Genomic DNA, 21518 nt, shown 5'->3' on the forward strand with positions numbered 1-21518 from the left:
GATCAGATGTAGTCGATCCGGATGAGTTCGTAGCCGCGCGCGCCGCCGGGCGCGTTGACTTCGATGGTGTCACCGACAGCCTTGCCGATCAGCGCACGGGCGATCGGCGAAGAGATCGAGATGCGGCCAGCCTTCACGTCAGCTTCCTGATCGCCAACGATCTGGTACTTCTTCTCTTCCTCGGTATCTTCGTCGACGAGAACGACTGTCGCACCAAACTTCACCGTATCGCCGGAAAGCTTCTTCACGTCGATGACTTCGGCGCGTGCGATGTAGTCTTCAAGCTCGCCGATACGGCCTTCGTTGAGGCTCTGGGCCTCCTTTGCGGCATGGTACTCAGCGTTTTCGGACAAATCGCCATGAGCCCGCGCTTCCGAAATTGCGTCGATGATGCGCGGACGCTCTTCCTGTTGACGCCAGCGGAGCTCTTCCTTCAGAGCTTCATAGCCAGGCAGAGTCATCGGGACTTTGTTCATATCTGCATCACCTTTTCTGACCGCCGCGCACTCCACTGCGCATGCGACGACACACAAAAAGAAAACGGTCCGAACCATTGGCATCGGAACCGTTCATCCACTCGGTGCTAATATAACAAGCTTTGCCGGATTTTCATCAGCAATTTTTTTGTACGCCCGGGAGGGATATCCTGGCCGCTGGCAATGCGCGTTTGTGTCGGCTATCTCAGCGCTGCCACATCCGCTATGCAATCGCATCCCGTTCACCATCAGAAGAATTCCTCCCATGCCACGTTATCAAGCCAACCTTTTGCTTCTTCTTGCAGGAGCGCTCTGGGGCATGGGGTTTGTCGCGCAGTCAAACGCCATGAATGCGATTGGCCCGTTCCTGTTCATCGGAACGCGGTTCCTGCTCGCCTTCATCCTGATTCTGCCGTTCGCCATCCGGGAAGGGAAAAAGGCGGAGACGACGCTCAAGGCAGAAGACTGGCGGATGTTCGGCCTGATCGGCATCTTCATGTTCGGCGGCATGGGCGCCCAGCAAATGGGTCTTCTCACCACGACGGTGACCAACTCCGGCTTTCTGACCGGCCTCTATGTGGTGCTGGTGCCCTTCGTCGGCGTCATTCTCTACCGGCAATGGCCGAACCCGATCGTCTGGCCATCGGCGCTCTTTGCACTCGTCGGCATCTGGCTGCTCTCGGGCGGCAACGCACTATCCGGCTTGAGCCAGGGCGACTGGCTGACGATCCTCTGCGCCTGCATCTGGGCGCTGCAGGTATTCTTCATCTCCCGCAGCGCTTCGCATACGGGGCGGCCCATCACGCTCGCCGTCACGCAGTTTGGCATCACCGGCGCGCTGGGACTGCTGCTGGCGCTCTTCCTCGAGCCGATCAGCCTAGTGGCTATCCAGGCCGCGAGCACGGAAATCATCTATGCCGGCGTATTCTCCGGCGGCATCGCCTTCACACTGCAGGTCATCGCCCAGCGCCACACGACCGCGCCGCAGGCTGCCCTGCTGCTTTCAACCGAGGCGGTGTTCGCGGCCATCTTCGGCGCGATCTTCCTCGGCGACCGCGTGCCTCCATCCGGCCTGATGGGCTGCGGGCTGATCTTCGCCGCCATCCTGATGGTGGAAGTCATTCCGGCGCTGCGCAGCAGACAGGCGGTTTCCTACAGCGTAAACTCATAAAAGTTCTTGGCATTTAACGGTGGCGGTGATTCAAGGCTTCGAAATAAGGAAGCACTTGATGACGCGTCGTCGCTACGAACTGACTGACCGCGAATGGTCTATCATATCGCCGTTGTTGCCCAACAAGCCAAGGGGCGTTCCCCGCGTCGATGATCGGCGGGTGCTGAATGGCATTCTCTGGCGGTTCCGCACGGGCTCTCCCTGGGCGGAGATCCCGGAACGTTACGGCCCGCCGACGACCTGTTACAACCGCTTCGTCCGCTGGCGGAAGGCCGGGGTCTGGGATCGGCTTCTGGCCGCGGTGTCAGAGGCTTACGATGGCGATATCGTCATGATCGACTCGACCTGTGTTCGCGTTCACCAGCATGCGGCCACAGGAAAAAAAGGGATGGAGACGATGGTGGCATGGGACGTTCCCGCGGCGGGCTTACGAGCAAAATCCACGCGCTCGTCGATGCCGAAGGTCGCCCGGTCAATCTGCGTCTGACTGGCGGACAGATTGCCGACTGTGCCGAAGCTGACGCGCTGACGGATGAGCTTGGCGAAGGGAGCATCCTCCTGGCCGACAAGGGCTATGACACGAACGCCATTCGGGCCAAGGCCGCCGAGCGAAAAGCCTGGGCCAACATCCCACCGAAAAGTAATCGCAAGGGTTCCTTCGTGTTCTCGCGCTGGGTCTATCGGCAGCGCAATCTCGTGGAACGGTTCTTCAATCGGATCAAGCAGTTTCGAGGCATCGCAACCCGGTATGACAAGCGCCCCGAAAACTACCTCGCTGCCGTAAAGCTCGTCGCCACAAGAATGTGGTGCTAAAGTTTATGAGTCCACGTCCTAGTCCATAACAATCATGCTTTTGCCATAGGGGTGAACGGGCGTGATGAGCTTTCGTTTACCCTTCCCCCCTATTTTGCCCCATAACAAGTTATAGGGACCGCGCTGGCGGTCAGGGGCCTTTCCGTGGCAATGCGCAGCTTCACCAAAGACAGTCTCTTCAACATCAAGCCGATTATCCGTCGGGGTGCCGTGGTTGGATTGGCGCTGCTCGCAAGCGGCGCGATCGCTGGATGCTCGGTCGATGACCTGCTGCGCCCCTCCGCGGGTCTCAACGTCTCGAACGCGGGCATGACGAGCACCCTCGTCCACGTCCCGCCCGCCAGCTCTGTTGCCTACCCGACGATGATGTCGCCGATCCCGCAATCGGTTCTCTCCGCTGACGAAGTGGACTGCCGCAAGCAGCTGAAGCGGCTTGGCGTGAAGTTCCGCGAGCTCGATCCGATCGATGAAGGTGGAGCCTGCCGGATCGACCATCCAATTAAAGTGAGCGCGCTTTCCGGCGGCATCGAGATCAAGCCTGCCGTGACACTGAATTGTGAGATGGCGGCAAGCTTTGCCCTGTGGACGAAGCGTGAGCTCGCGCCCTCCGCCCGCATGCGTTATTTCTCCGGCATCAAGAGCATACGCCAAGGGTCCGGCTACTCCTGCCGCAAGATCGCCGGCTCCTCCGTCGCGTCCGAACATTCGACCGGAAACGCGCTCGACATCATGGCGATCACGCTCAACAACGGCCGCACGATCGATGTCCGCAAGCCTGGCTTCTTTGCCTTCCGCCAGCGCGGACTGCTCAACAAGGTGCGTGCCGAAGGGTGCGATTATTTCACGACGGTGCTCGGGCCTGGCTACAACAAGGACCACGCAAACCACTTCCATTTCGACATCAAAAACCGTCGCAATGGATATCGGGCCTGCCGGTAGCGTTCTATCTGGCAATGCACTAAGTGTATAACTAGCGCACCATCGCGTGGACACCTCAGAGAGACCCAATGTTCGCAATTGAGATTGCGATTCTTCTTCTTCTCATTCTTTTCAACGGCTTCATGGCCATGTCTGAACTGGCAGTGGTTTCTGCCCGCCCTGCCCGGCTGCAATCCCGGGCTGAGCAAGGCGAAAAGGCCGCAACCAAGGCGCTGCGGCTAGCCGAAGACCCAGGCCGTTTCCTTTCCACCGTGCAGATCGGCATCACGCTCGTTGGCGTGCTCTCCGGCGCCTTCTCGGGTGCAACCCTCGGTGTGCGCCTCAGTGAATGGCTGATGCACATCGGTCTCTCCCCCGCCGTCGCCAACCCGGCAGGTGTCGGTCTCGTCGTTGCCGTCATCACCTATGTTTCACTGGTGGCAGGCGAACTCGTGCCCAAGCAGATCGCACTCAAGAAAGCCGAGGACATCGCGATCTGGGTCGCGCCGTTCATGCTGGGTCTTTCCAAGGTTGCCCTCCCACTCGTATGGCTGCTCGATATGTCGGGCCGCCTGGTGCTCGCTGCTCTTGGTCAAAGTCAGGACGATTCGCAGCGTGTGACCGACGAGGAGATCCGCAGCCTGATAGCCGAGGCCGAGCGCTCCGGTACGATCGAGACGGCCGAGAAGCAGATGATCTCAGGCGTCATGCGCCTTGCCGACCGCAAGGCTCGCGCTATCATGACGCCACGTGGCGAAGTGGAATGGATCGACATCAATGCCGATGCCGAGGCCGCCATGGAGACGCTGCGGAACACCGAACACACGCGCCTGCCGGCCGGTGACGGTTCGATTGAACAGCTGCTCGGCGTGATCAACACGCGCGAACTTCTGACGGCAGAACTTTCCGGCAAGCCGTTGAACCTGCGAGAATATCTACGTCCCGCTCCGGTGGTGCTCGACTTCATCGATGCGCTTGACGCGCTGGAGACCCTGCGCGAGGCCGAGGTGCCAATGGCGCTGGTGCATGATGAGTACGGCTCTTTCGAAGGCCTCATCACGCCCGCCGACATTCTGGAAGCCATCGCTGGCGTTTTCCGATCGGACCTTGACGAGGATGACGTTGACATCGTGCAGCGTGCCGATGGCTCGTGGCTGCTGCCCGGCCTGATGCCGGTCGACGAAATGGCCGACCAGCTGGGCATCCGCCTTCCGCCTGACCACAGCTACGCGACGCTGGCTGGCTTCCTGCTTTCCTATACGCAGGAAATGCCACGCACCGGCGAAGTGGTCGAGGCGCTCGGCTGGCACTTTGAAATCGTCGACCTTGATGGCCGCCGTATCGACCGCGTCATCGCCAAGCGGCTCGATACGCAAGAAGAGAACTGGGATTAAGCCTCTTCTGGAATTGGCGTTGGGCGCCCCATGGCGTCCAACGCAACCATCACGAACTCTGCGCTGGTCACGTTCTCCAGCTCCTGCGTCAGATACCTGCGCACCCAGGCTTCCACCTTCAGTGTGATCGACGTCCGGCCGATCTTCTCGATCCTGGTGAATACACCCAGCGTATCGCCAATCTTGACCGGCTTGCGGAACGCCATTTCCTTCACGGCCGCCGTCACCACCCTCGCCCGGGCCCGTTCCGCCGCACGAATGCCGCTCGCAATATCCATCTGCGACATCACCCAGCCGCCGAAAATATCGCCCGCCGCGTTGGCGTCGCCGGGCATGGCCTGCGTCCGCAGTGTGAGTTCGCCCTGAGGCTTCATCGCCACATCGCTCATCGAAATTCCTTATCTTTCATCCACTTAGGCAATCGTCCTGACTCAAATAGGCAAGAACCTGAATCAATTTGCGAGGAAGATATCAGAGACTGGTGGCGGAGGTTTGAAGAAGTTGGGCGACGGTGCGGCGAAGAAGAGCTTCACCACCCGGCACCCATCCCAGAGCACACAGACGATCCGTGCGCATGGAGTTAATGGCGGCAGCATCCGCACGCGTCGGGAGCGGACGGGGAGAGCCGGTGAGCTCCTTAACCATACCGAGCAGATCGTGCTGGTCGACGAGAATGTCCGAGACGTTGAGGAGATCATCCGGCGCGGGGTGCTCGAGGGCGATCCTCACGGCTTCGGTAACATCGTCCCCATGAACCTCTGTTCCGGCGCGCGGCGTGATGGGCTTACCTGCCAGATAGTCAGCAAAGAGCCCGGCCCACTTGTGCGCCCTGCCCGGCCCCGCCGGTCCATAAACGCCCGTGACGCGCAGGCTGATGCCACGGAAGCGCTCGTCGCTCATCTGTCGCAGCGCGTTCTCGGCTTCCAGCTTCACCTCGCCATAGAGAGTGTCCGGGAGAGCCTCGTCGGCCTCGTCAAGCCATACGCCCGCGGTTCGCGTGCCATAGGCGGCGCGGCTCGACAGAAACACCATGCGGCGGGCGCCTGCCGCCTTGGCTGCCTCAAACAGGACAACGCTTCCGTCCAAGTTGCGACGGCGAAAAGCGGCGGGATCATCTCCCTCGCCGCCCCTGTACCTGCCCGGGACATGATCAAAGGCCGCGTGAACGAAGAAGGACGCGGAGGCGAAAGTCTCAGGAGCGACCTTCCCGCTGTCGAGATCAAGCGGGGCGAAGGTGACGGGGGCCGAGAAGAAGCCTTCAGCCGGTGGCGTACGCCCCAGCACCACCACCTGATGACCAGCCTTCAGCAGCCCTTCCACGATGAAACGGCCGACATAGCCCGTCCCGCCAGATACGACCGCGATGGTCATGGGGTCGGGTTCTTCAGCTGGTCGGGATCGGGGATGCCCTCGCCGATGTAGTAGGCATGCCAGAGGTCGATCAGCGGCTGCAGCCTGTCGGCCTTCGGATGGTTCCTCTCCCACGGTTTCTCATACTGGTAGTGAATCACGGAGATCGACTTCCAGTCCCAGAGCTCCGGCATGTTGAACCAGACATACTGGAGCATGTTGAAGAACACCGGCAGGCCATGCCATCGCGGAAAATAGCTTTGCAGGAAGGTCTGGTCGGTACGCGGCCAGAAGGCGTCCGGTGCATCGAGCTTCGCCAGCATATCATCGAACGTCTGCATCGAGGGTGCGGCCACGAAGACCCCGGAGTTGAGGCGGTGAAAATCCTGCAGGCTTTCATAGACGTTGGGTGCTGCCGAGAATTCGGGATAGAGAAACAGCCGGTCGATGTTGCGCAGGACAATCGCGTCGGCGTCGATGAAGACCACGCGTTCATATTCCACGAGCTGCCAGAGCCGCAGCTTCACAAAATTGTCGAGCGGCGTATGGAAGGCTGGCTTGTTGCCCTTGGTGAAGGGCGCTGCCGAATGGATATTTTCCCTTTGATGCCGCTGGTTGAAGGCGTCGGATGTCGGCAGCAGTTCGGCTTCCACCAGTCGGGCTCCAAGCGCACGCAACGGGTGAAGGCCCTCCGCTTCCACGCCACCGGTGTGCAGTGCCACAATGTCGGCCGCCGTTCCCGTCCGCTGTAGCGAGCGGACGAGCGCCACCGCGCCCATCACATAGTTGGCATTCGTGACCAGCGTTACATATGCGTTTTTCAACGAAGGCTCACTTCGCTTGGTCTAGCTCACGCTCTTCAGTCTGCGGCCTTCCGGGTCACGCTCGATCGTGGGAGCGAGATCCTTGGTCCAGGCCGAGACGCACGGGATGCGGTTGCGATCGACGCGGTAGGAATATTTCCGCGCGACATCAACGACTTCCGCCAGCAGCCCCTCCTTCAGCGTGATCGGATTCAGGCCCAGTTCCATGAACTGGTCATTCTTCACGATCAGGTCGTTCTCGGGCGCTTCCTTGCGCGGGTTGGGCAGGTAGGTGATCTTGGCGCCCGTGAGCTTCGCCACCATCTCCGCCAGATCCCGCACGCGGTGCGTCTCCGTCATCTGGTTGAAGATCTTCACCCGATCGCCGCGCTTCGGGGCATTGCTGAGCGCGATCTCGATGCAGCGCACAGAGTCCTGGATGTGGATGAAGGCCCGGGTCTGGCCGCCGGTGCCGTGAACCGTCAGAGGATAACCGATCGCTGCCTGAATGAGGAAGCGGTTCAACACCGTTCCGTAATCGCCGTCATAATCGAAGCGATTGATCAACTGGTCATGCAGCCGGGTTTCCTCGGTATGCGTTCCCCAGACGATACCCTGGTGCAGGTCGGTGATCCGCAGGCCGTCGTTCTTCGCGTAGTACTGGAACAGCAGCTGATCCAGACACTTGGTCATGTGATAGATGGAGCCGGGATTGGCCGGATAAAGGATTTCCTGCTGCACCGTATCGCCGGACAGCGTTTCCACGCCGACGCTCAAATAACCTTCGGGGATCGCAGCGCCGATGGTGGAATAGCCGTAGACGCCCATGGTGCCGAGATGCACCAGATGCGCATCAAGACCCACCTCGACGATGGCGTTCAGCACGTGATGGGTGGCATTGACGTTGTTGTTGACCGTGTAGTTCTTGTGCCGGTCGCTCTTCATGGAATAGGGCGCGGCGCGCTGCTGGGCGAAATGCACGATCGCATCCGGCTTGTGTTCGGCAAGCCAGGACTTCAGCCGCTCATATTCAGAAGCCAGATCCAGCAGATGGAAGTGAATGCGGCGGCCCGTCTCCTGATGCCAGATTCGGGTCCGTTCCTGTATCGAATCCATCGGCGTCAGCGACTGGACGCCGAGTTCGGTATCGATCCAGCGCCGGGAAAGGTTATCAATAATGTGGACTTCGTGCCCGCGTGCCGAGAGGTGTAACGATGTCGGCCAACCAACAAAGCCGTCACCACCCAAAACCGCAATCTTCATGATTCCATCCCTTACCGGTCAGATCCGAGTTTGCTTAGCCGACTTCCGTGACAGTATTTGTAGGCAAAGCACTTGACCTTTGGAAGTTGCAGCCGGCAGTTTAGCTCCCTCGAAAGACGAAAGCGCCGTCACATTAGGCGAACAGATTCGAAAGAAAATTGATTGCCCCGTTAACTATTTCCTAACTTTACCCCTTGACCTGCGCCCCGCACGAATCAACGATAGGCCTTCAGAGCGCGCTGAGATTTTTTAGTTTTCTGTAATTGCCCTGCCGTGTGGCTGATGTGGCTTGCCATTGTAGGCGTTGCTGCAAGCCTTGTAGAGGAGGCTGTATTATGATTGCGTCCGGATTGAATGATATTGGTGTATACGATGCGAATGACATGGCGAGCATTCGCGGCGCCGTGGAAGCCGTATGCGCTGAACTGGGAATTACCAAGGACGACCAGATGTCCCGTGAACGTATTGCAAGCAATATCATGCGTTCATGGGAAGTCGGTCACCGCACACCACTCGGCCTCGTCAAGGCTGGCCTGGACAGCTTTCTCTAAGTCTATCCCGACTGTCAAAAGCCCGTCGCCCTAGGCGGGCTTTTCTTTTTCCCCTCCGGCTCCCCAGAGAACTTGATACCCCAATTGCAGTATTCATTCTGAACTATTCCACCCAAACACTAACTGTGTCCCCTTGCATTTGTAACGCCTGGCAGAGCCCCAAGAGTTTTGCCGGTTAACTTCTTCCAATTTGCTGCTACACTGCTGAAAACTTTCCGGTAGCGGGGGAAGCTATGTGGGATTTCAGTGTGGGCGGAGCGCTGTCCATGATGGCACGGACGATGCCATTCATTCTGCTCCGAATTGCCGTCTATTTCGGGATTGCAGTCGGCTATGTGCTGGTCACCGGCACCGGCGCCGGGATCGGCTACACGTTCGGCCTGTTCGGCGACGACGGTTTTCGAACAACTTCTGCCCTGTGGGGTGGGATATTCGGCTTTGGCATTTTCGGCGCCGCCATGTACTGGGCGCGCGAATACATCCTCTATATCGTCAAGGCTGGTCATATCGCCGTGCTGGTCGAGCTGATCGATGGCAAGCCGATGCCTGACGGCAAGTCCCAGATCACCCACGCGACAGCAGTCGTGAAAGAGCGCTTTCTCGAGGCAAGCGTGCTTTTCGGCATCGATCAGCTGGTGAAGGGCGTGATCAGCGCCATCACCGGGCTGGTTCGCGGCATCCTGACGGTGTTGCCCATTCCGGGCGTGCAACAGCTCGCCGGTATCCTCCAGGCCTTCCTTCGGGTAGCCGTTGGCTTCATTGATGAGGTGATCCTCGCCTACGCGATCCGCACGGGTTCAACCAGTCCCTGGGCATCAGCCAGGGACGCCGTGATCCTCTACGGTCAGAACTACAAGATCATGCTGAAGAACGCTGCGTGGTTGGCGCTGATCGTCTACGGGCTGAGCTTCGTGGTGTTCCTGATCATGCTCGCTCCGGCTGCGCTCGTGGTCTACCTCATGCCGGGCGCCTGGTCGGCCGGAGGCTTCATCTTTGCACTGCTTTTCGCCTGGAGCGTCAAGGCTGCCCTGCTCGAGCCCTTCGCAATTGCCTGCCTGATGCAGGTCTATTTCAGGACGATCGAGGGCCAGACGCCCGATGCAGCCTGGGAGGCTCGCCTCGAACAGATGTCCGGCAAGTTCCGCGAACTCAAGGCAAAGGCCCTGGGCGCCGGCCGGTCACCACAACAAGCAGACGGCAACACGGATCTGCGGCCAGCCTAGCGCGGTTCCAGGAAAAGTGGGAACGGGTTTTCCGTCCGGAACCGCGAGAAAACAATAGTTAGAGCAAGGGTTCCTTCACACTGTGCGTGGAGGACTGCCCGCGCGTTACCGGCTCTCCACTCGCGATCTTGCGCCGCGGTACCACATTCGCGAGATCAGTCCGTCGCGGCGAATGAACTGGTGGTAAAGCGCAGCGCCGATGTGCCCAACCAGCAGGAGAACCAGCAGGTTCGCGCCAATCCCATGCGGCGTGCGGGGCGCATAGTCGCGGAAATCCGGCAGGGCTCCACCACCACCAAAGACAGCGGGACCTGCACCGCTCAGCACCATCATGCCGATGCCGCTCGCCACCATGATGAAGATGATTGCGTAGATCAGGAAGTGAACGTTGCGTGCCAGAAACTCCTGCCAGCGCGGCAGTCCCGGTACGGGGTCTGGCTTTTTGTCCCGCGCGATCCACCAGAAGACGCGGAAGGCGGTGAGCAGGAAGACAACGACCGCCACCGGAATGTGAACGCGCAGAAACTGCGCCTTGGTCGCCGAGTCCGCGCTGTCAGCAGCATTGAATCCGGTGCTCAGCAGGACAACGATCAGGATTGCGGTCAACCAGTGAATGGTAATTGCGACTGAACCGTAACGGTCGGAAGTGCTCTTGCGCATGATCGGGACTCCAGAAAGCCAGCCGGGCTTCAGAGTCCGTCAAGCCGGTCCATCCTGTCAAGGTTGAAAACAGAAGTGGATAGCAACCACAGGGTTGAACTTGAAAGACGACGTGCCGGGGCTCAACGCCCCGGCCTTCCCGTCTTCTTGGACCGGCGGCCGCGGGCTTTCTGCTCCGCCGGGTCCTCGTAGGAGCCGGCGCCGATCTTGCCGCGGCGGGGGATCAGGTCGGGCTCCACCATCTCGGTCTCGATCGGCAGCGTCTTGCCGACCGGCTTCTCTGTCCGGCGGACGGTCATCTCATCGAGAGAGTTCTTGCGGAAGAGAGACTCGCCTGCAGGGACCGCATGCGCGCCGGAGGTGCCCATCTCGTCCAGATGCGGCTTGCGGAACAGACCATCCGACTTGCCAGACTGCACAGGCTTGCCCTTTGCAGCATCGCGGCGGGAGGACTGGGTGTTCTCCACGCCCGCATCGCGCGAGAGCGGATCATCAAGAATCGCAAGCTCCGTCTCGCGTAGCCGCTTGATCTCATCGCGCAAACGCGCAGCCTCCTCGAAGTCGAGGTCGGCGGCCGCGTCGCGCATCGCCTTCTCGAGGTATTCGAGGTGAGCATGCAGGTTGTTGCCGACTAGATTGTTGACGTCGGAGCCCTTGCCACCGGAGATGTCCGCGCGCACGTGGTCGCGCTCGTAGACGGAATCCAGAATGTCGCCGATGTTCTTCTTGACGCTTTCCGGCGTGATCCCGTGGGCCTCGTTGTAAGCGCGCTGCTTCTCGCGGCGGCGGTTGGTTTCCGCCATAGCGCGTTCCATCGAGCCGGTGATCTTGTCGGCGTAAAGGACGACACGGCCATCAACGTTACGCGCCGCACGGCCGATCGTCTGGACCAGCGACGTTTCCGAGCGCAGGAAGCCTTCCTTGTCGGCATCGAGGATGGCGACCAGCGCACATTCCGGGATGTCGAGGCCCTCGCGCAGCAGGTTGATGCCGATCAGCACGTCGAAGGCACCGAGCCGCAGGTCGCGAATGATCTCGATGCGCTCCAACGTATCGATGTCCGAGTGCATGTAGCGGACGCGCACGCCCTGCTCGTGCAGGTATTCGGTTAGGTCCTCGGCCATGCGCTTCGTCAGCACAGTGACAAGCGAGCGATAGCCGCGCTTGGCCGTCTCGCGGATCTCGCCCAGCACGTCATCGACCTGCGACTTGGCGGGCCGAACCTCGACGGGCGGATCGATAAGGCCGGTCGGGCGGATGACCTGCTCGGCGAAGACACCGCCGGACTGCTCCATTTCCCAGCTGCCGGGGGTTGCCGACACGGCAACGGTCTGCGGCCGCATCGCGTCCCATTCCTCGAAACGCAGCGGGCGGTTGTCCATGCAGGACGGCAGGCGGAAGCCGTACTCGGCAAGCGTCGCCTTGCGGCGGAAGTCGCCCCGGTACATGCCGCCGATCTGCGGAATGGTGACGTGACTTTCGTCGATGAAGACGAGCGCATTGTCCGGCACGTATTCGAACAGGGTCGGTGGCGGCTCGCCCGGCGCACGTCCGGTGAGGTAACGCGAATAGTTCTCGATGCCGGCGCAGGAGCCGGTCGCTTCCAACATTTCAAGGTCGAAGCGGGTGCGCTGTTCCAAACGCTGTGCCTCAAGCAACCGTCCCGCATTCTCGAGTTCGAGCAGCCGGTGCTTCAGCTCTTCCTTGATGCTCCTCATAGCCTGGTTCAAAGTCGGGCGCGGCGTCACATAGTGCGAGTTCGCGTAGATCTTCACCGACTTCAGGTCGCCGGTCTTCTTGCCGGTCAGCGGGTCGAACTCGGTGATGGACTCGATCTCGTCTCCAAAAAGCGAGATGCGCCAGGCGCGATCTTCCAAGTGGGCCGGGAAGATTTCGATCGTGTCGCCCCGCACGCGGAAAGAGCCACGGGTGAAATCCATGTCACGGCGCTTGTACTGCTGCTCGACAAGGTCGGCCAGCAGCTGGCGCTGGTCGAGCCGATCGCCGATCTCCATCTGGAAGGTCATGGCGGTATAGGTTTCGACCGAACCGATACCGTAGATACACGAGACAGAGGCAACGATGATTACGTCGTCGCGCTCCAGAAGCGCACGCGTCGCCGAATGGCGCATGCGGTCGATCTGCTCGTTGATCGAGGATTCCTTCTCGATATAGGTATCCGAGCGGGGGACATAGGCTTCCGGCTGATAGTAGTCATAGTATGAGACGAAATACTCGACCGCATTGTCCGGAAAGAAGGACTTGAACTCGCCGTAGAGCTGGGCCGCCAACGTCTTGTTTGGCGCGAGGATGATCGCCGGGCGCTGCGTCTCCTCGATCACCTTGGCCATGGTGAAGGTCTTGCCGGAACCCGTAACACCGAGCAACACCTGTGTACGCTCCTGTTCCGAAATGCCTTCCACCAGATCGCGGATTGCAGTCGGCTGGTCGCCTGCGGGCTGGAACTCGGTGGCCATGCGGAAAGGGATGCCGCCTTCCGACTTGGTCGGGCGCGCGGGCCGATGCGGGACCCAGTTGGAGGTGACGTTCGGATCGCCGCCCTCGATCAGGCGCGACAGGGCTGCCACCGTTGCGGTCACGCCGCTGGAGCCAAGCGCCTCTGCATCCTCAAGCGAGATATCCAGACCCGGGATCGGGTTGAGGCCCGCAGCTGTACGCTCGCGCACGGTTGCCGCTCCACCCATGGAGGTGCCGCGGCCAGAGCGGCCGGGCGCAGTGGTCCGTTCGGGGATCTTCTTCGCCGGCTTGGCAGTGCCCTTCGCCGGCTTCGCCTTTACCTCTACGGTGCTCGCGACAACCGGGTCGTCGGCTGCGCGCGAAATTTCCTCGGCCCAATCCGAGATCGAACCGGACAGGGGTGTACCCGACAGCGGCTGTTGAGGCCGTTCGGCGAAGCCAGCGGCTTTCTTGGGAGACGATGATTTAGCCATGGCGGGAATATGGATACTCGAGAACAAAATGGAAAGGGGGCGATTGGATGGTCACCACGCCCGCCACGGTCTGCTGACAGCAGGTTGTCAGGAGCTGCAGTCCTTCAAAGCCTCCTCGATCGCTTCCTTCGCGCCTGGAAGCGTGAAGAGCGAATAGGTCTCGAAAGGCGATCCATCCGCCGCGTTCTCCGGCACGATGTCGAAGCGCAGCAGCAGCTCGGAGCCCTGCTTGATGGTCTCGATGAAGCTATCGTCTATGTCGGCGAGGTAGTTGTCTTCCTGCGAGCCTTCCGCCAGCAGCACGACCGCGTCACCTGACCCGGCAGCGACCAGCGGGAACTCCGCGCCATCGATCACCGCCTGGATGCGGCCCGGCTCATAGAAATAATCACTTTCCCCTCGCCCGTCCTTGGTGAGGACCGGACCATGCTCGGTAAAGACACCGAAGTGATACGGATCACCACAGCCCAGCTCCAACTGGACGATATTGCTGTTCGACGCCGAAGGAGTGGTGGTGGCCACGCCGTCTTCGAACTTCCACGCGGCCGCACTGGTGGCGAAGCCGCAGGCGGCGACAAGCGAACCTAGGAACAGGAGACGCGCAGGCGCTAAGTTCATCCAGGAATTTTGCATGGCTGAAATCCTGTTAGCTCACGGGTTTAGTCTCACTCAGCAATGTCCTGCGGACGCAGGAAATGTGTCAATCTGGCCTCGAAGGGATTGAGCGTCTGCCACGAACCCTCGAACTCGAGACGGACGATGCCGGCAGGCGGGAATTTCTGGCGAAGCAGGTTGAACGCGGCGGGATCCGAGCTTTCGCTGGCAAGACGCAGCGCCAGCTCGTGCATGGATGGATTATGGCCGATGATCGCCACCGCATTCACCGCATCCGCGGACTCGCGGATCATGTCGAGCACCCTGCCCGCGGTCGCACTGTAAAGGCGTTCCTCGATGGAACAGTCCAGTTCAGGGCTCTCAATGGCTGGCTTCAGGAGGTCCCAGGTCTGCCGGGTTCTCGCCGCCGATGATACCAGCACCCGCTGCGGAAGCCAACCAAAGCGCGCCATGGCATTGCCGATGCGCGTTGCGCCCTCCTGGCCGCGCGGTGACAATGGCCGTCCGAAATCATCTCCGGTCGGGCTTTCGGTCAACGCCTCGGCATGGCGCATCAAGAATAGTTCTCGCACAGCGAACGCTCCAAATCCTCGGCGGGCCGGCATCCCCAAGGCTCACAAGGATGCACTTGCGGATCGGTACCGTAATTTCTGGCGCTAGCAGAGAGAACACTTAAAGGTAAGTGCCTGCTTGCTGATCCCACACCTCCACAGGCTAACAGTTCTGGAAGATGTGGCTAGCCAATTCTGCCGATGATTGCGCAGAGGCTTATGATTGAGAAGTCAGGCTTTTGAAATGCAATGGCCCCCGGTGAGACGCTCCGGGGGCCTTCCAACAGGAAAGCGTTCACCCTCGTATTGCGCGCACGCCACCTATCAGAATGCATGCACCGACGATGCCGGCAATGAGATATCCAATCCAGCCGCCGAACGACACACCGAGCATGCCGAAGATGAAGCTCGCGATCGCGGCTCCAACGATGCCCAGAATGATGTTCATGAAGATGCCGGTATCGCTTTTCATGAAGCTTGAAGCGATCCAGCCTGCCAAACCACCAATAATAATGGCCGCAATCCAGCCTACACCTGCGTCATCCATGACTATTCTACTCCCTCCAAGTGAGAACACGCGTATTCAGGCACGATGCGGAATATTTAGCAAGATAATAGACTTCAGCCATGGCTTCGGTCTAACTCCTTGCTTCCCCGCATGTTTTCAACGTGCTGGTGTAGAATTGGTTGCAGTATCGCTTACGTGAAGTCTGGAGGTGCGAACGGAATAACCCTCGCGTTAAGGCGAAAGCCCTAGGATTCAGGCCACGATGCGCGGTCTTTCGAAGCCTGACTTAATGCAGGCGCGAACCGTTCGGCACCGGCTTGTCGATAGCGGCCAGAACGACGGCGCCGTTTTCATCGGAGAAGCCCAGGGTCAGGACCTCCGAAACAAACTTTCCGATCTGACGCGGCGGGAAATTCACAACTGCCATGACCTGCCGGCCTACGAGCTGCTCAGGCGTATAGTGGACCGTGATTTGCGCCGAGGATTTCTTGATGCCGATTTCCGGACCGAAGTCGATGCGCAGCTTGATGGCGGGCTTGCGGGCTTCCGGGTAAGGTTCCGCCTCGACTACCGTTCCAACACGGATATCGACTGCAAGGAAATCATCGAAGGTGATTTCTGGTGCGCGTGCCCCGGACATTGCTCCCCCAAAATCGCTGACTGGCCGAGTTGCCTTCTACGACAGGCTCGTGATTCCAACAAGCGTAAGACCTGGCTCATGGAGGGCGAAGCCGATGCCGCCCTAACCTCCTCCAGCGCGCTCCCGAGCCTTGGAGCACACGCTTTGCGTATCAGGCGGTGCCGGATACCTCGAAAAGAACGCTCTTCAGCGCATCCTGAGCCGTCGTGCCGGACCAGATGACATACTGGAACGCCTGATAGTAGCACTCGCAGGCCTCAAGCGCGCTGTTCAGCATCACTTCCACCTGCTGGCCCGTGGGCTCAAGGCCACCGGCGAGCAGCAGAGCCTGACGGAACATGATCACGCCTTCCTTCTCCCAATGGTCGAAGTGGCCGAAGAGCATCTGCTCATTGACGAGGGAGATAAGGCGCATGACCTCAAGCTGGCGGCCAGCTGGCACCTTCAGATCGAAAGCGCAGGCGATGTGCAGGGCCTCGAAATCCTCCATCCAGGAAAACGAAACCTGATAGTCGGTCCAGGTGCCGGCAACCGAGATCGAGATCTCGTCGTCGCCGTTCCGCTCGAAGCTCCAGTCGTTGGTGCTGGCAACATGCTCGATAACGTCCACCGGGTGGGCATCTCTGGCTATGTCAAATTCAACAAGGCTCATTTATTTCGTTATCCTGTCTTGCAGGAGCGCGCGCAAACGCACTCCGCCAATCTGACGGCAGCTTCAACTCACGTTACCAACTCTGCTTACGAAGCGGAGCGAAAGGGGAAACACTGTACACGCGGGATCCGCCCCAACCCGATGCTCTTTCGAATCATGCAGTGTTTTCAGTGTATTGATGCCAGAGTCCGTGAACAGTCCCTTTTTGCTTATGGGACCTTATCCATGTGGATATTGGCTACCGTAATGAGCCTAGTCGAAGAGCCTAAGCGACTCTCGCACCACACTTTTTCCGGACTGTTCACAGGCCAGAGGAAAAACGAAATATTCTTTGGATCACGTGTTGGAAGAGGGCTTATCGGCGCTCATCTGGGCGATTTTCTCTTCCAGGGCGGCGACGCGGGCTGCCAGGGCAATGTTTTCCTCACGCGCCTTGATCACCATCTCGCGAACCACTTCGAAATCTTCGCGCTGAACAAGGTCCATGGAGTTGAGGAGACGCTCAGCCTGACTGCGGAACACGGTCTCGAACTCGCGCCGCACGCCCTGGGCTGCGCCAGCCGCATCGGTCACCATCTTTGCGAATTCGTCGAGGATGCGGTTTGTGCCGTTCGTCATGTTCCTATCTCCTGAACCAAAGTTGAAGTAGGGCCGATCCCTAGGGTTTGCAAGGCCGCTCTACAAGACGGATTTTTCCCGTTCCCGCAAAACCTTGAAGTTTGCCCGCGCCAGCGGCCTTGACCATGCCCTATGGGTCGATCATAGGCTGGACGGGTGCAAACAGCCATCGCGAACGGAACACGGAGCCACGGATTTGAGCGACTTCCTCCTGCTGCCTTTGGCGGCACTGCCGTTTCCAAACATCGATCCGGTCATCGTGCAAATCGGACCGTTGGCAATCCGCTGGTACGGGCTAGGCTATATCGTCGGCATCCTGATCGCGTGGTGGTACGCGAAGCGCATGGTGAACACCCCGCAGCTGTGGCGTAACGATACGCCTCCGATGAAGCCGGTCGATCTCGATGACTTCGTCGTCTGGGCAGCAGTCGGCGTGGTCGCCGGCGGAAGGCTGGGCTACGTATTCTTCTATGATTTCGCGCAGTTCCTGGCCAATCCGCTATCGCTGGTGGCAGTGTGGAACGGCGGCATGTCCTTTCACGGAGGCCTGCTCGGCACCGTCATCGCAATGGTGCTCTTTGCGCGCAGCCGCGGCATCAACCCCTGGAGCATGATCGATGTGGTCGCCGCCACCGCGCCAATCGGGCTTGGACTGGTGCGTATCGCCAATTTCATCAATTCCGAGCTATGGGGGCGGACGACGGACGTTCCCTGGGGCGTGATCTTTCCTGACGGCGGTCCCCTGCCCCGGCACCCGAGTCAGCTCTATGAAGCCGCGCTGGAAGGCCTTGTCCTGTTCCTCGTCCTGCGACTGCTTACCCACCGGCTACTGATGCTGAAGCGTCCGCGCTTCGTCGGCGGCGCCTTCATCTTCGGCTACGGTGTGTCGCGCATCATTGTCGAGTTCTTCCGCCAGCCGGATGCGCATATCGGCTATCTTGCCGGCGGCTGGCTGACGATGGGCATGGTGCTGAGCATGCCGATGGTGCTGATTGGCCTATGGGCGATGCTGACGGCTCGCTCGTCCGAAAGCTCCGCTGCACGGGCATAGGTGCGGCGTGACCAAGCTCAAGGAAAAGCTGAAGCGGACGATCGCCCTCACCGGACCGATCAGCGTTGCCGAATACATGACGCAGTGCCTGCTCGATCCGGAGTTCGGTTACTACACGACGCGGGAGCCCTTTGGCCGAAAGGGCGATTTCATCACTGCGCCGGAAGTCAGCCAGATGTTCGGCGAGCTTATCGGTGTGTGGGTTTATTCGGCCTGGAAGGCTGCCGGGGCTCCTGGCAATGCAGTGGTAGCCGAGATCGGTCCAGGTCGCGGTACGCTGATGAAGGACCTGCTGCGCACGGTCTCGCGCCTCGATCCCGCATTTGCGCGCCAGACGCGCTTTGCCCTGATCGAAGCAAGCCCGAGGCTTGTCGAGGTGCAGAAGGCGACGCTTGCAAACTCATCCACCTCGCCGGAGTGGTATAGCCGCTTCGAGGACCTTCCTGAGGCTCCGCTTTTCATCGTGAGCAATGAGCTGTTCGACGCCCTCCCAATCCGGCAGTTCGTAAAGACGATGAGCGGATGGAGAGAGCGCATGGTGGGGCTCGATAAGGACGGAGAGCTCGCATTTTTCGCGGGCGCCGCTTCCGTGGATGCAGGTTTGCTTCCTGCTGATGCGGCCACGGCTCCGGAAGGCGCAGTATTTGAAGCTGCTCCCGCTCGCGATGCCCTGATGGATCAGATTGCAGAGCGGCTGAAACAGCTTGGCGGCGCTGGCCTGTTTATCGACTATGGTTTTGAGAAGACTGCGGTCGGCGATACGCTGCAGGCGGTGAAGAACCATACCTATGACGATGTCCTTGCCCATCCCGGAGAAGCAGACATTACATCCCATGTGGATTTCGACGCACTGTCACGGGTGGCGCGAAGCCACGGTCTGACATGTTTGCTTACAACGCAGGGCGAGTTCCTGCTGCAACTCGGCCTGCTCGAACGCGCCGGACAGCTGGGCGCAGGGAAGTCCGCCAGCGTACAGGAAAGCATCCGCGACGCCGTCGAACGCCTGGCGGCGCCGGACCAGATGGGGACTTTGTTCAAGGTTCTGGCCATTACGACGCATTGAAAAAAGTCGTTATTTGCTACAAACCGCATGTTGAGACACTTTCCGTCTATTTATACGCATCTTTTTGTTGAGCAATTTCATTTATTTATTGGAAGTAACAATGCCGAAGCATAGAATGTCCTTTGCCACGTTCCTTGCCCTTTCTGGAAGCGCGTTGGCAGCAGAGCACACACCGCAAGTGAGCCTTTCATCCGCGGATCGGGCGGTTAATTTCTCTAGCAGCCTCGGCTATTCGTGGATCAGGGCGGATGAAAAGGTATACGAAGAGAACTATCGACTGAGCCATCTGATCTGGGCTACACAAACCCCCGTCATCGCGGCGAAACTCCACTTCAAACCAACAGAAAACCTCACCGTCGCTGCTGAAGCCAAAGCCGCGTTCTTTGCCAGAAGCAGGATGGATGACTACGATTGGTCGCCTGAGCACCTCAAGAGCTTCCGCTTCGAAGACTGGACGGATTACTCTTTCCATGAGGACACGGATCTTGAGCGATACATTGTCGGGAATCTCGCCCTGGGGTACGATCTCGATGTTGACAAGATCAGCACACTCAACGTCCATGGCGGGTTTAAGTACCTGAATATAAAGCTCAGTAGCTATGGAGGGGTGGCCACATACAGTGCCGACGGGTTCAGGGATCAGACTGAACTCTTTGACCCTGCTGTGAAAGGAATCTCCTACGAACTGCGGTTACCGGCAGCCTTCGTCGGGGTTCTTTGGACAAGGGAATTCGAAAAGACGACATTCACCGCGGCAGCCCGCCTTGGCACAACAATTGGTGCAAGAGACATTGATAACCACTGGCTGAACTCCACCCTCTTCCGGTCTAAGTTTGAAGATGCCACCTTTGTGGAACTCAGAACGGAGCTCCACCACAGCGTTGCCGACTGGGTCATGCTCTTTGCGGCTGCTGAATATGAGAAATATTTCGAAATGAGAGGCGACACATTCATCGCCGACAAGGCGGCTGGTATCTACGAATTCGAACCAAACGCAGCAGGTGCAGCCTTGCAGAGCTTCGAACTTTCACTTGGCCTGAAGGTTTCTTTCTAGATCATCTCAACCGATTGCAGGAAATATCCGATAGGAAAATCATTTATTTTTTAAATACAATAAAGTATGGCATATTTTATCTTTCGTAATCAATTCAAGCGCGTTGAGCTCTGAATTCATAGAAATGTATACTTATACAATATTCACTCACAGGAACCAAAATGCCTAAGCTTCGATTTTTCCTAGCAACACTGCTTGCCGTTTCTGGGAGCGCTATGGCGGCAGACTATGATGCGCCTCAACTTATCTTTTCATCTCCCGACCGTACAGTGAACTTCGTTGGTGGTATCGGCTACTCGTGGATCAGAGCTGATGAGAAAGTGTACTTTGAGGGCGACCGGCTCAGCCATCTGATCTGGACCTCTCAAACTCCCGTCTTTACCGCAGCGATGAGCATCAATCCCTTGGCTGATCTCACCATTGATGCCAAGACGAGGATAGGATTTCTCTCAACCAGCCGAATGGAGGACTACGACTGGTTTGGACCATTTTTCAAGAGTTTCGCCTTCGATGACTGGACGCATCACTCCTCTAGTGAGGATACAAATCTAGAACGCTACATCTCGGGAGATGTAACGCTTGGGTACAACCTCGACCTCCGCAGTGTGGGCACGCTCAACTTGAATAGCGGTTTCAAGTACTTGAACCTAAAGTTCGATAGCAGTGGCGGCGCGCTTACCTATAGCGTTGAGGGATTCAGGGATGTGGCTGAACCTAGTGACAGCAGATTAAGATCGATATCCTATGAACAGAGGATTCCAGGCATATTCGTCGGCGCGAAATGGACGAATGAATTTGAGAGGTCTCTGGTATCGGCAAGAGCACGCGTGGGGAAAACTCTCGGAGCCAAGGACAAAGACGTTCATTGGAAGAGATCGACAATTTTTGCTGGAGATCTCTACAGCGCACCGTTTGTAGAACTTGGTGCTGATCTCCACTACAAAACTTCCGACAAGGTCTCTGTGTTTGCCTCATTAGACTATGAAAAGTACTTCGAGATGAAGGGCGATGCTTACATTACAACCATGCAGACCAACGAAACTGAACTGGACCCTGGTGGAGAAAGCGCTGCCTTTCGGGGCCTAACTATAACCCTTGGCCTGAGAGGTACATTCTAGCAGAGTCTGGTTGGTATGCGCGCTGGCTAATTACCGAAGAGTTGCTGGCCACGGTCTCGTTCGCCAACACTTGCC

General features: G+C 58.8%; 22 protein-coding genes and 1 pseudogene. 10 read left to right on the forward strand and 13 right to left on the reverse strand.

Annotated elements, in window-relative coordinates; all coding sequences use genetic code 11:
• Window positions 1–2: 2 nt before the first annotated feature.
• Entirely contained in the window at window positions 3–476 is a 474-nt protein-coding gene (gene greA, locus IEX27_RS12735) for a transcription elongation factor GreA (protein WP_188721434.1), read from the reverse strand.
• A 265-nt stretch (window positions 477–741) separates the two neighbouring features.
• Here greA and IEX27_RS12740 point away from each other — a divergent pair, with 265 nt between their 5' ends.
• The 4 genes and pseudogenes from IEX27_RS12740 to IEX27_RS12755 all read left to right on the forward strand — a co-directional run bounded on the left by IEX27_RS12740 (window position 742) and on the right by IEX27_RS12755 (window position 4772).
• Window positions 742–1647 (forward strand): DMT family transporter, encoded by a 906-nt coding sequence (locus IEX27_RS12740; RefSeq protein WP_188721435.1) that lies wholly within the window; start codon window positions 742–744, stop codon window positions 1645–1647.
• A 58-nt stretch (window positions 1648–1705) separates the two neighbouring features.
• A pseudogene (locus IEX27_RS12745) lies at window positions 1706–2460 on the forward strand (IS5 family transposase).
• A gap of 150 nt (window positions 2461–2610) precedes the next feature.
• On the forward strand, window positions 2611–3399 hold the full coding sequence (locus tag IEX27_RS12750; protein WP_188721547.1) for an extensin-like domain-containing protein: 789 nt from the start codon (window positions 2611–2613) through the stop codon (window positions 3397–3399).
• Window positions 3400–3467: 68 nt separating this feature from the next.
• On the forward strand, window positions 3468–4772 hold the full coding sequence (locus IEX27_RS12755; RefSeq protein ID WP_188721437.1) for a hemolysin family protein: 1305 nt from the start codon (window positions 3468–3470) through the stop codon (window positions 4770–4772).
• Here IEX27_RS12755 and IEX27_RS12760 read toward each other — a convergent pair.
• From IEX27_RS12760 to IEX27_RS12775, 4 genes are all read right to left on the reverse strand, one after another.
• Window positions 4769–5161, reverse strand: coding sequence for an acyl-CoA thioesterase (locus IEX27_RS12760; protein WP_188721438.1), 393 nt, complete (start codon window positions 5159–5161; stop codon window positions 4769–4771). The two genes, IEX27_RS12755 and IEX27_RS12760, sit on opposite strands and share 4 nt — an antisense overlap.
• A gap of 82 nt (window positions 5162–5243) precedes the next feature.
• Window positions 5244–6143: an NAD-dependent epimerase/dehydratase family protein gene (locus IEX27_RS12765; RefSeq protein WP_188721439.1), complete on the reverse strand. Its 900-nt coding sequence runs from the start codon at window positions 6141–6143 to the stop codon at window positions 5244–5246.
• Window positions 6140–6946 (reverse strand): glycosyltransferase, encoded by an 807-nt coding sequence (locus IEX27_RS12770; RefSeq protein ID WP_280516488.1) that lies wholly within the window; start codon window positions 6944–6946, stop codon window positions 6140–6142. The genes IEX27_RS12765 and IEX27_RS12770 overlap by 4 nt, the downstream gene beginning before the upstream one ends.
• Before the next feature lie 21 nt (window positions 6947–6967).
• A complete protein-coding gene (locus IEX27_RS12775; protein WP_188721440.1) occupies window positions 6968–8188 on the reverse strand; it encodes an NAD-dependent epimerase/dehydratase family protein in 1221 nt (406 codons plus the stop codon).
• A gap of 335 nt (window positions 8189–8523) precedes the next feature.
• Between IEX27_RS12775 and IEX27_RS12780 the strand changes: the two genes are divergently transcribed.
• Both IEX27_RS12780 and IEX27_RS12785 read left to right on the forward strand, forming a co-directional pair.
• Complete coding sequence (locus IEX27_RS12780; protein ID WP_188721553.1) at window positions 8524–8739, forward strand: hypothetical protein; 216 nt, start codon at window positions 8524–8526, stop codon at window positions 8737–8739.
• 233 nt (window positions 8740–8972) lie between these two features.
• Window positions 8973–9962, forward strand: coding sequence for a hypothetical protein (locus tag IEX27_RS12785; RefSeq protein WP_188721441.1), 990 nt, complete (start codon window positions 8973–8975; stop codon window positions 9960–9962).
• Between the two features lie 105 nt (window positions 9963–10067).
• On the opposite strand, the gene IEX27_RS12790 is transcribed toward IEX27_RS12785, so the two are convergent.
• The 8 genes from IEX27_RS12790 to IEX27_RS12825 all read right to left on the reverse strand — a co-directional run bounded on the left by IEX27_RS12790 (window position 10068) and on the right by IEX27_RS12825 (window position 17157).
• Window positions 10068–10622, reverse strand: a complete 555-nt coding sequence (locus tag IEX27_RS12790) for a cytochrome b (RefSeq protein WP_188721442.1) — start codon at window positions 10620–10622, stop codon at window positions 10068–10070.
• Window positions 10623–10744: 122 nt separating this feature from the next.
• Window positions 10745–13573 carry an excinuclease ABC subunit UvrB gene (gene uvrB / locus IEX27_RS12795; protein ID WP_188721443.1) on the reverse strand — a complete coding sequence of 943 codons (2829 nt, stop codon included), beginning with the start codon at window positions 13571–13573 and terminating at the stop codon, window positions 10745–10747.
• An 87-nt stretch (window positions 13574–13660) separates the two neighbouring features.
• Complete coding sequence (locus IEX27_RS12800; protein ID WP_244630357.1) at window positions 13661–14206, reverse strand: hypothetical protein; 546 nt, start codon at window positions 14204–14206, stop codon at window positions 13661–13663.
• A 32-nt stretch (window positions 14207–14238) separates the two neighbouring features.
• On the reverse strand, window positions 14239–14760 hold the full coding sequence (locus IEX27_RS12805; RefSeq protein ID WP_188721444.1) for a SixA phosphatase family protein: 522 nt from the start codon (window positions 14758–14760) through the stop codon (window positions 14239–14241).
• 274 nt (window positions 14761–15034) lie between these two features.
• On the reverse strand, window positions 15035–15286 hold the full coding sequence (locus tag IEX27_RS12810) for a GlsB/YeaQ/YmgE family stress response membrane protein (protein WP_188721445.1): 252 nt from the start codon (window positions 15284–15286) through the stop codon (window positions 15035–15037).
• A 247-nt stretch (window positions 15287–15533) separates the two neighbouring features.
• Complete coding sequence (locus IEX27_RS12815) at window positions 15534–15887, reverse strand: tRNA-binding protein (RefSeq protein WP_188721446.1); 354 nt, start codon at window positions 15885–15887, stop codon at window positions 15534–15536.
• Window positions 15888–16038: 151 nt separating this feature from the next.
• Window positions 16039–16539 (reverse strand): type III secretion system chaperone family protein, encoded by a 501-nt coding sequence (locus tag IEX27_RS12820; RefSeq protein ID WP_188721447.1) that lies wholly within the window; start codon window positions 16537–16539, stop codon window positions 16039–16041.
• 336 nt (window positions 16540–16875) lie between these two features.
• Entirely contained in the window at window positions 16876–17157 is a 282-nt protein-coding gene (locus tag IEX27_RS12825) for an accessory factor UbiK family protein (RefSeq protein WP_188721448.1), read from the reverse strand.
• A 196-nt stretch (window positions 17158–17353) separates the two neighbouring features.
• Between IEX27_RS12825 and lgt the strand changes: the two genes are divergently transcribed.
• From lgt to IEX27_RS12845, 4 genes are all read left to right on the forward strand, one after another.
• A complete protein-coding gene (gene lgt / locus IEX27_RS12830) occupies window positions 17354–18208 on the forward strand; it encodes a prolipoprotein diacylglyceryl transferase (RefSeq protein WP_188721449.1) in 855 nt (284 codons plus the stop codon).
• Window positions 18209–18215: 7 nt separating this feature from the next.
• Complete coding sequence (locus IEX27_RS12835; protein ID WP_188721450.1) at window positions 18216–19271, forward strand: class I SAM-dependent methyltransferase; 1056 nt, start codon at window positions 18216–18218, stop codon at window positions 19269–19271.
• Between the two features lie 115 nt (window positions 19272–19386).
• Entirely contained in the window at window positions 19387–20325 is a 939-nt protein-coding gene (locus IEX27_RS12840; RefSeq protein WP_188721451.1) for an omptin family outer membrane protease, read from the forward strand.
• A gap of 161 nt (window positions 20326–20486) precedes the next feature.
• Entirely contained in the window at window positions 20487–21443 is a 957-nt protein-coding gene (locus IEX27_RS12845) for an omptin family outer membrane protease (RefSeq protein WP_188721452.1), read from the forward strand.
• Window positions 21444–21518: the final 75 nt, after the last annotated feature.

This window comes from Nitratireductor aestuarii (genome assembly GCF_014641695.1).
Lineage (GTDB): Bacteria > Pseudomonadota > Alphaproteobacteria > Rhizobiales > Rhizobiaceae > Chelativorans > Chelativorans aestuarii.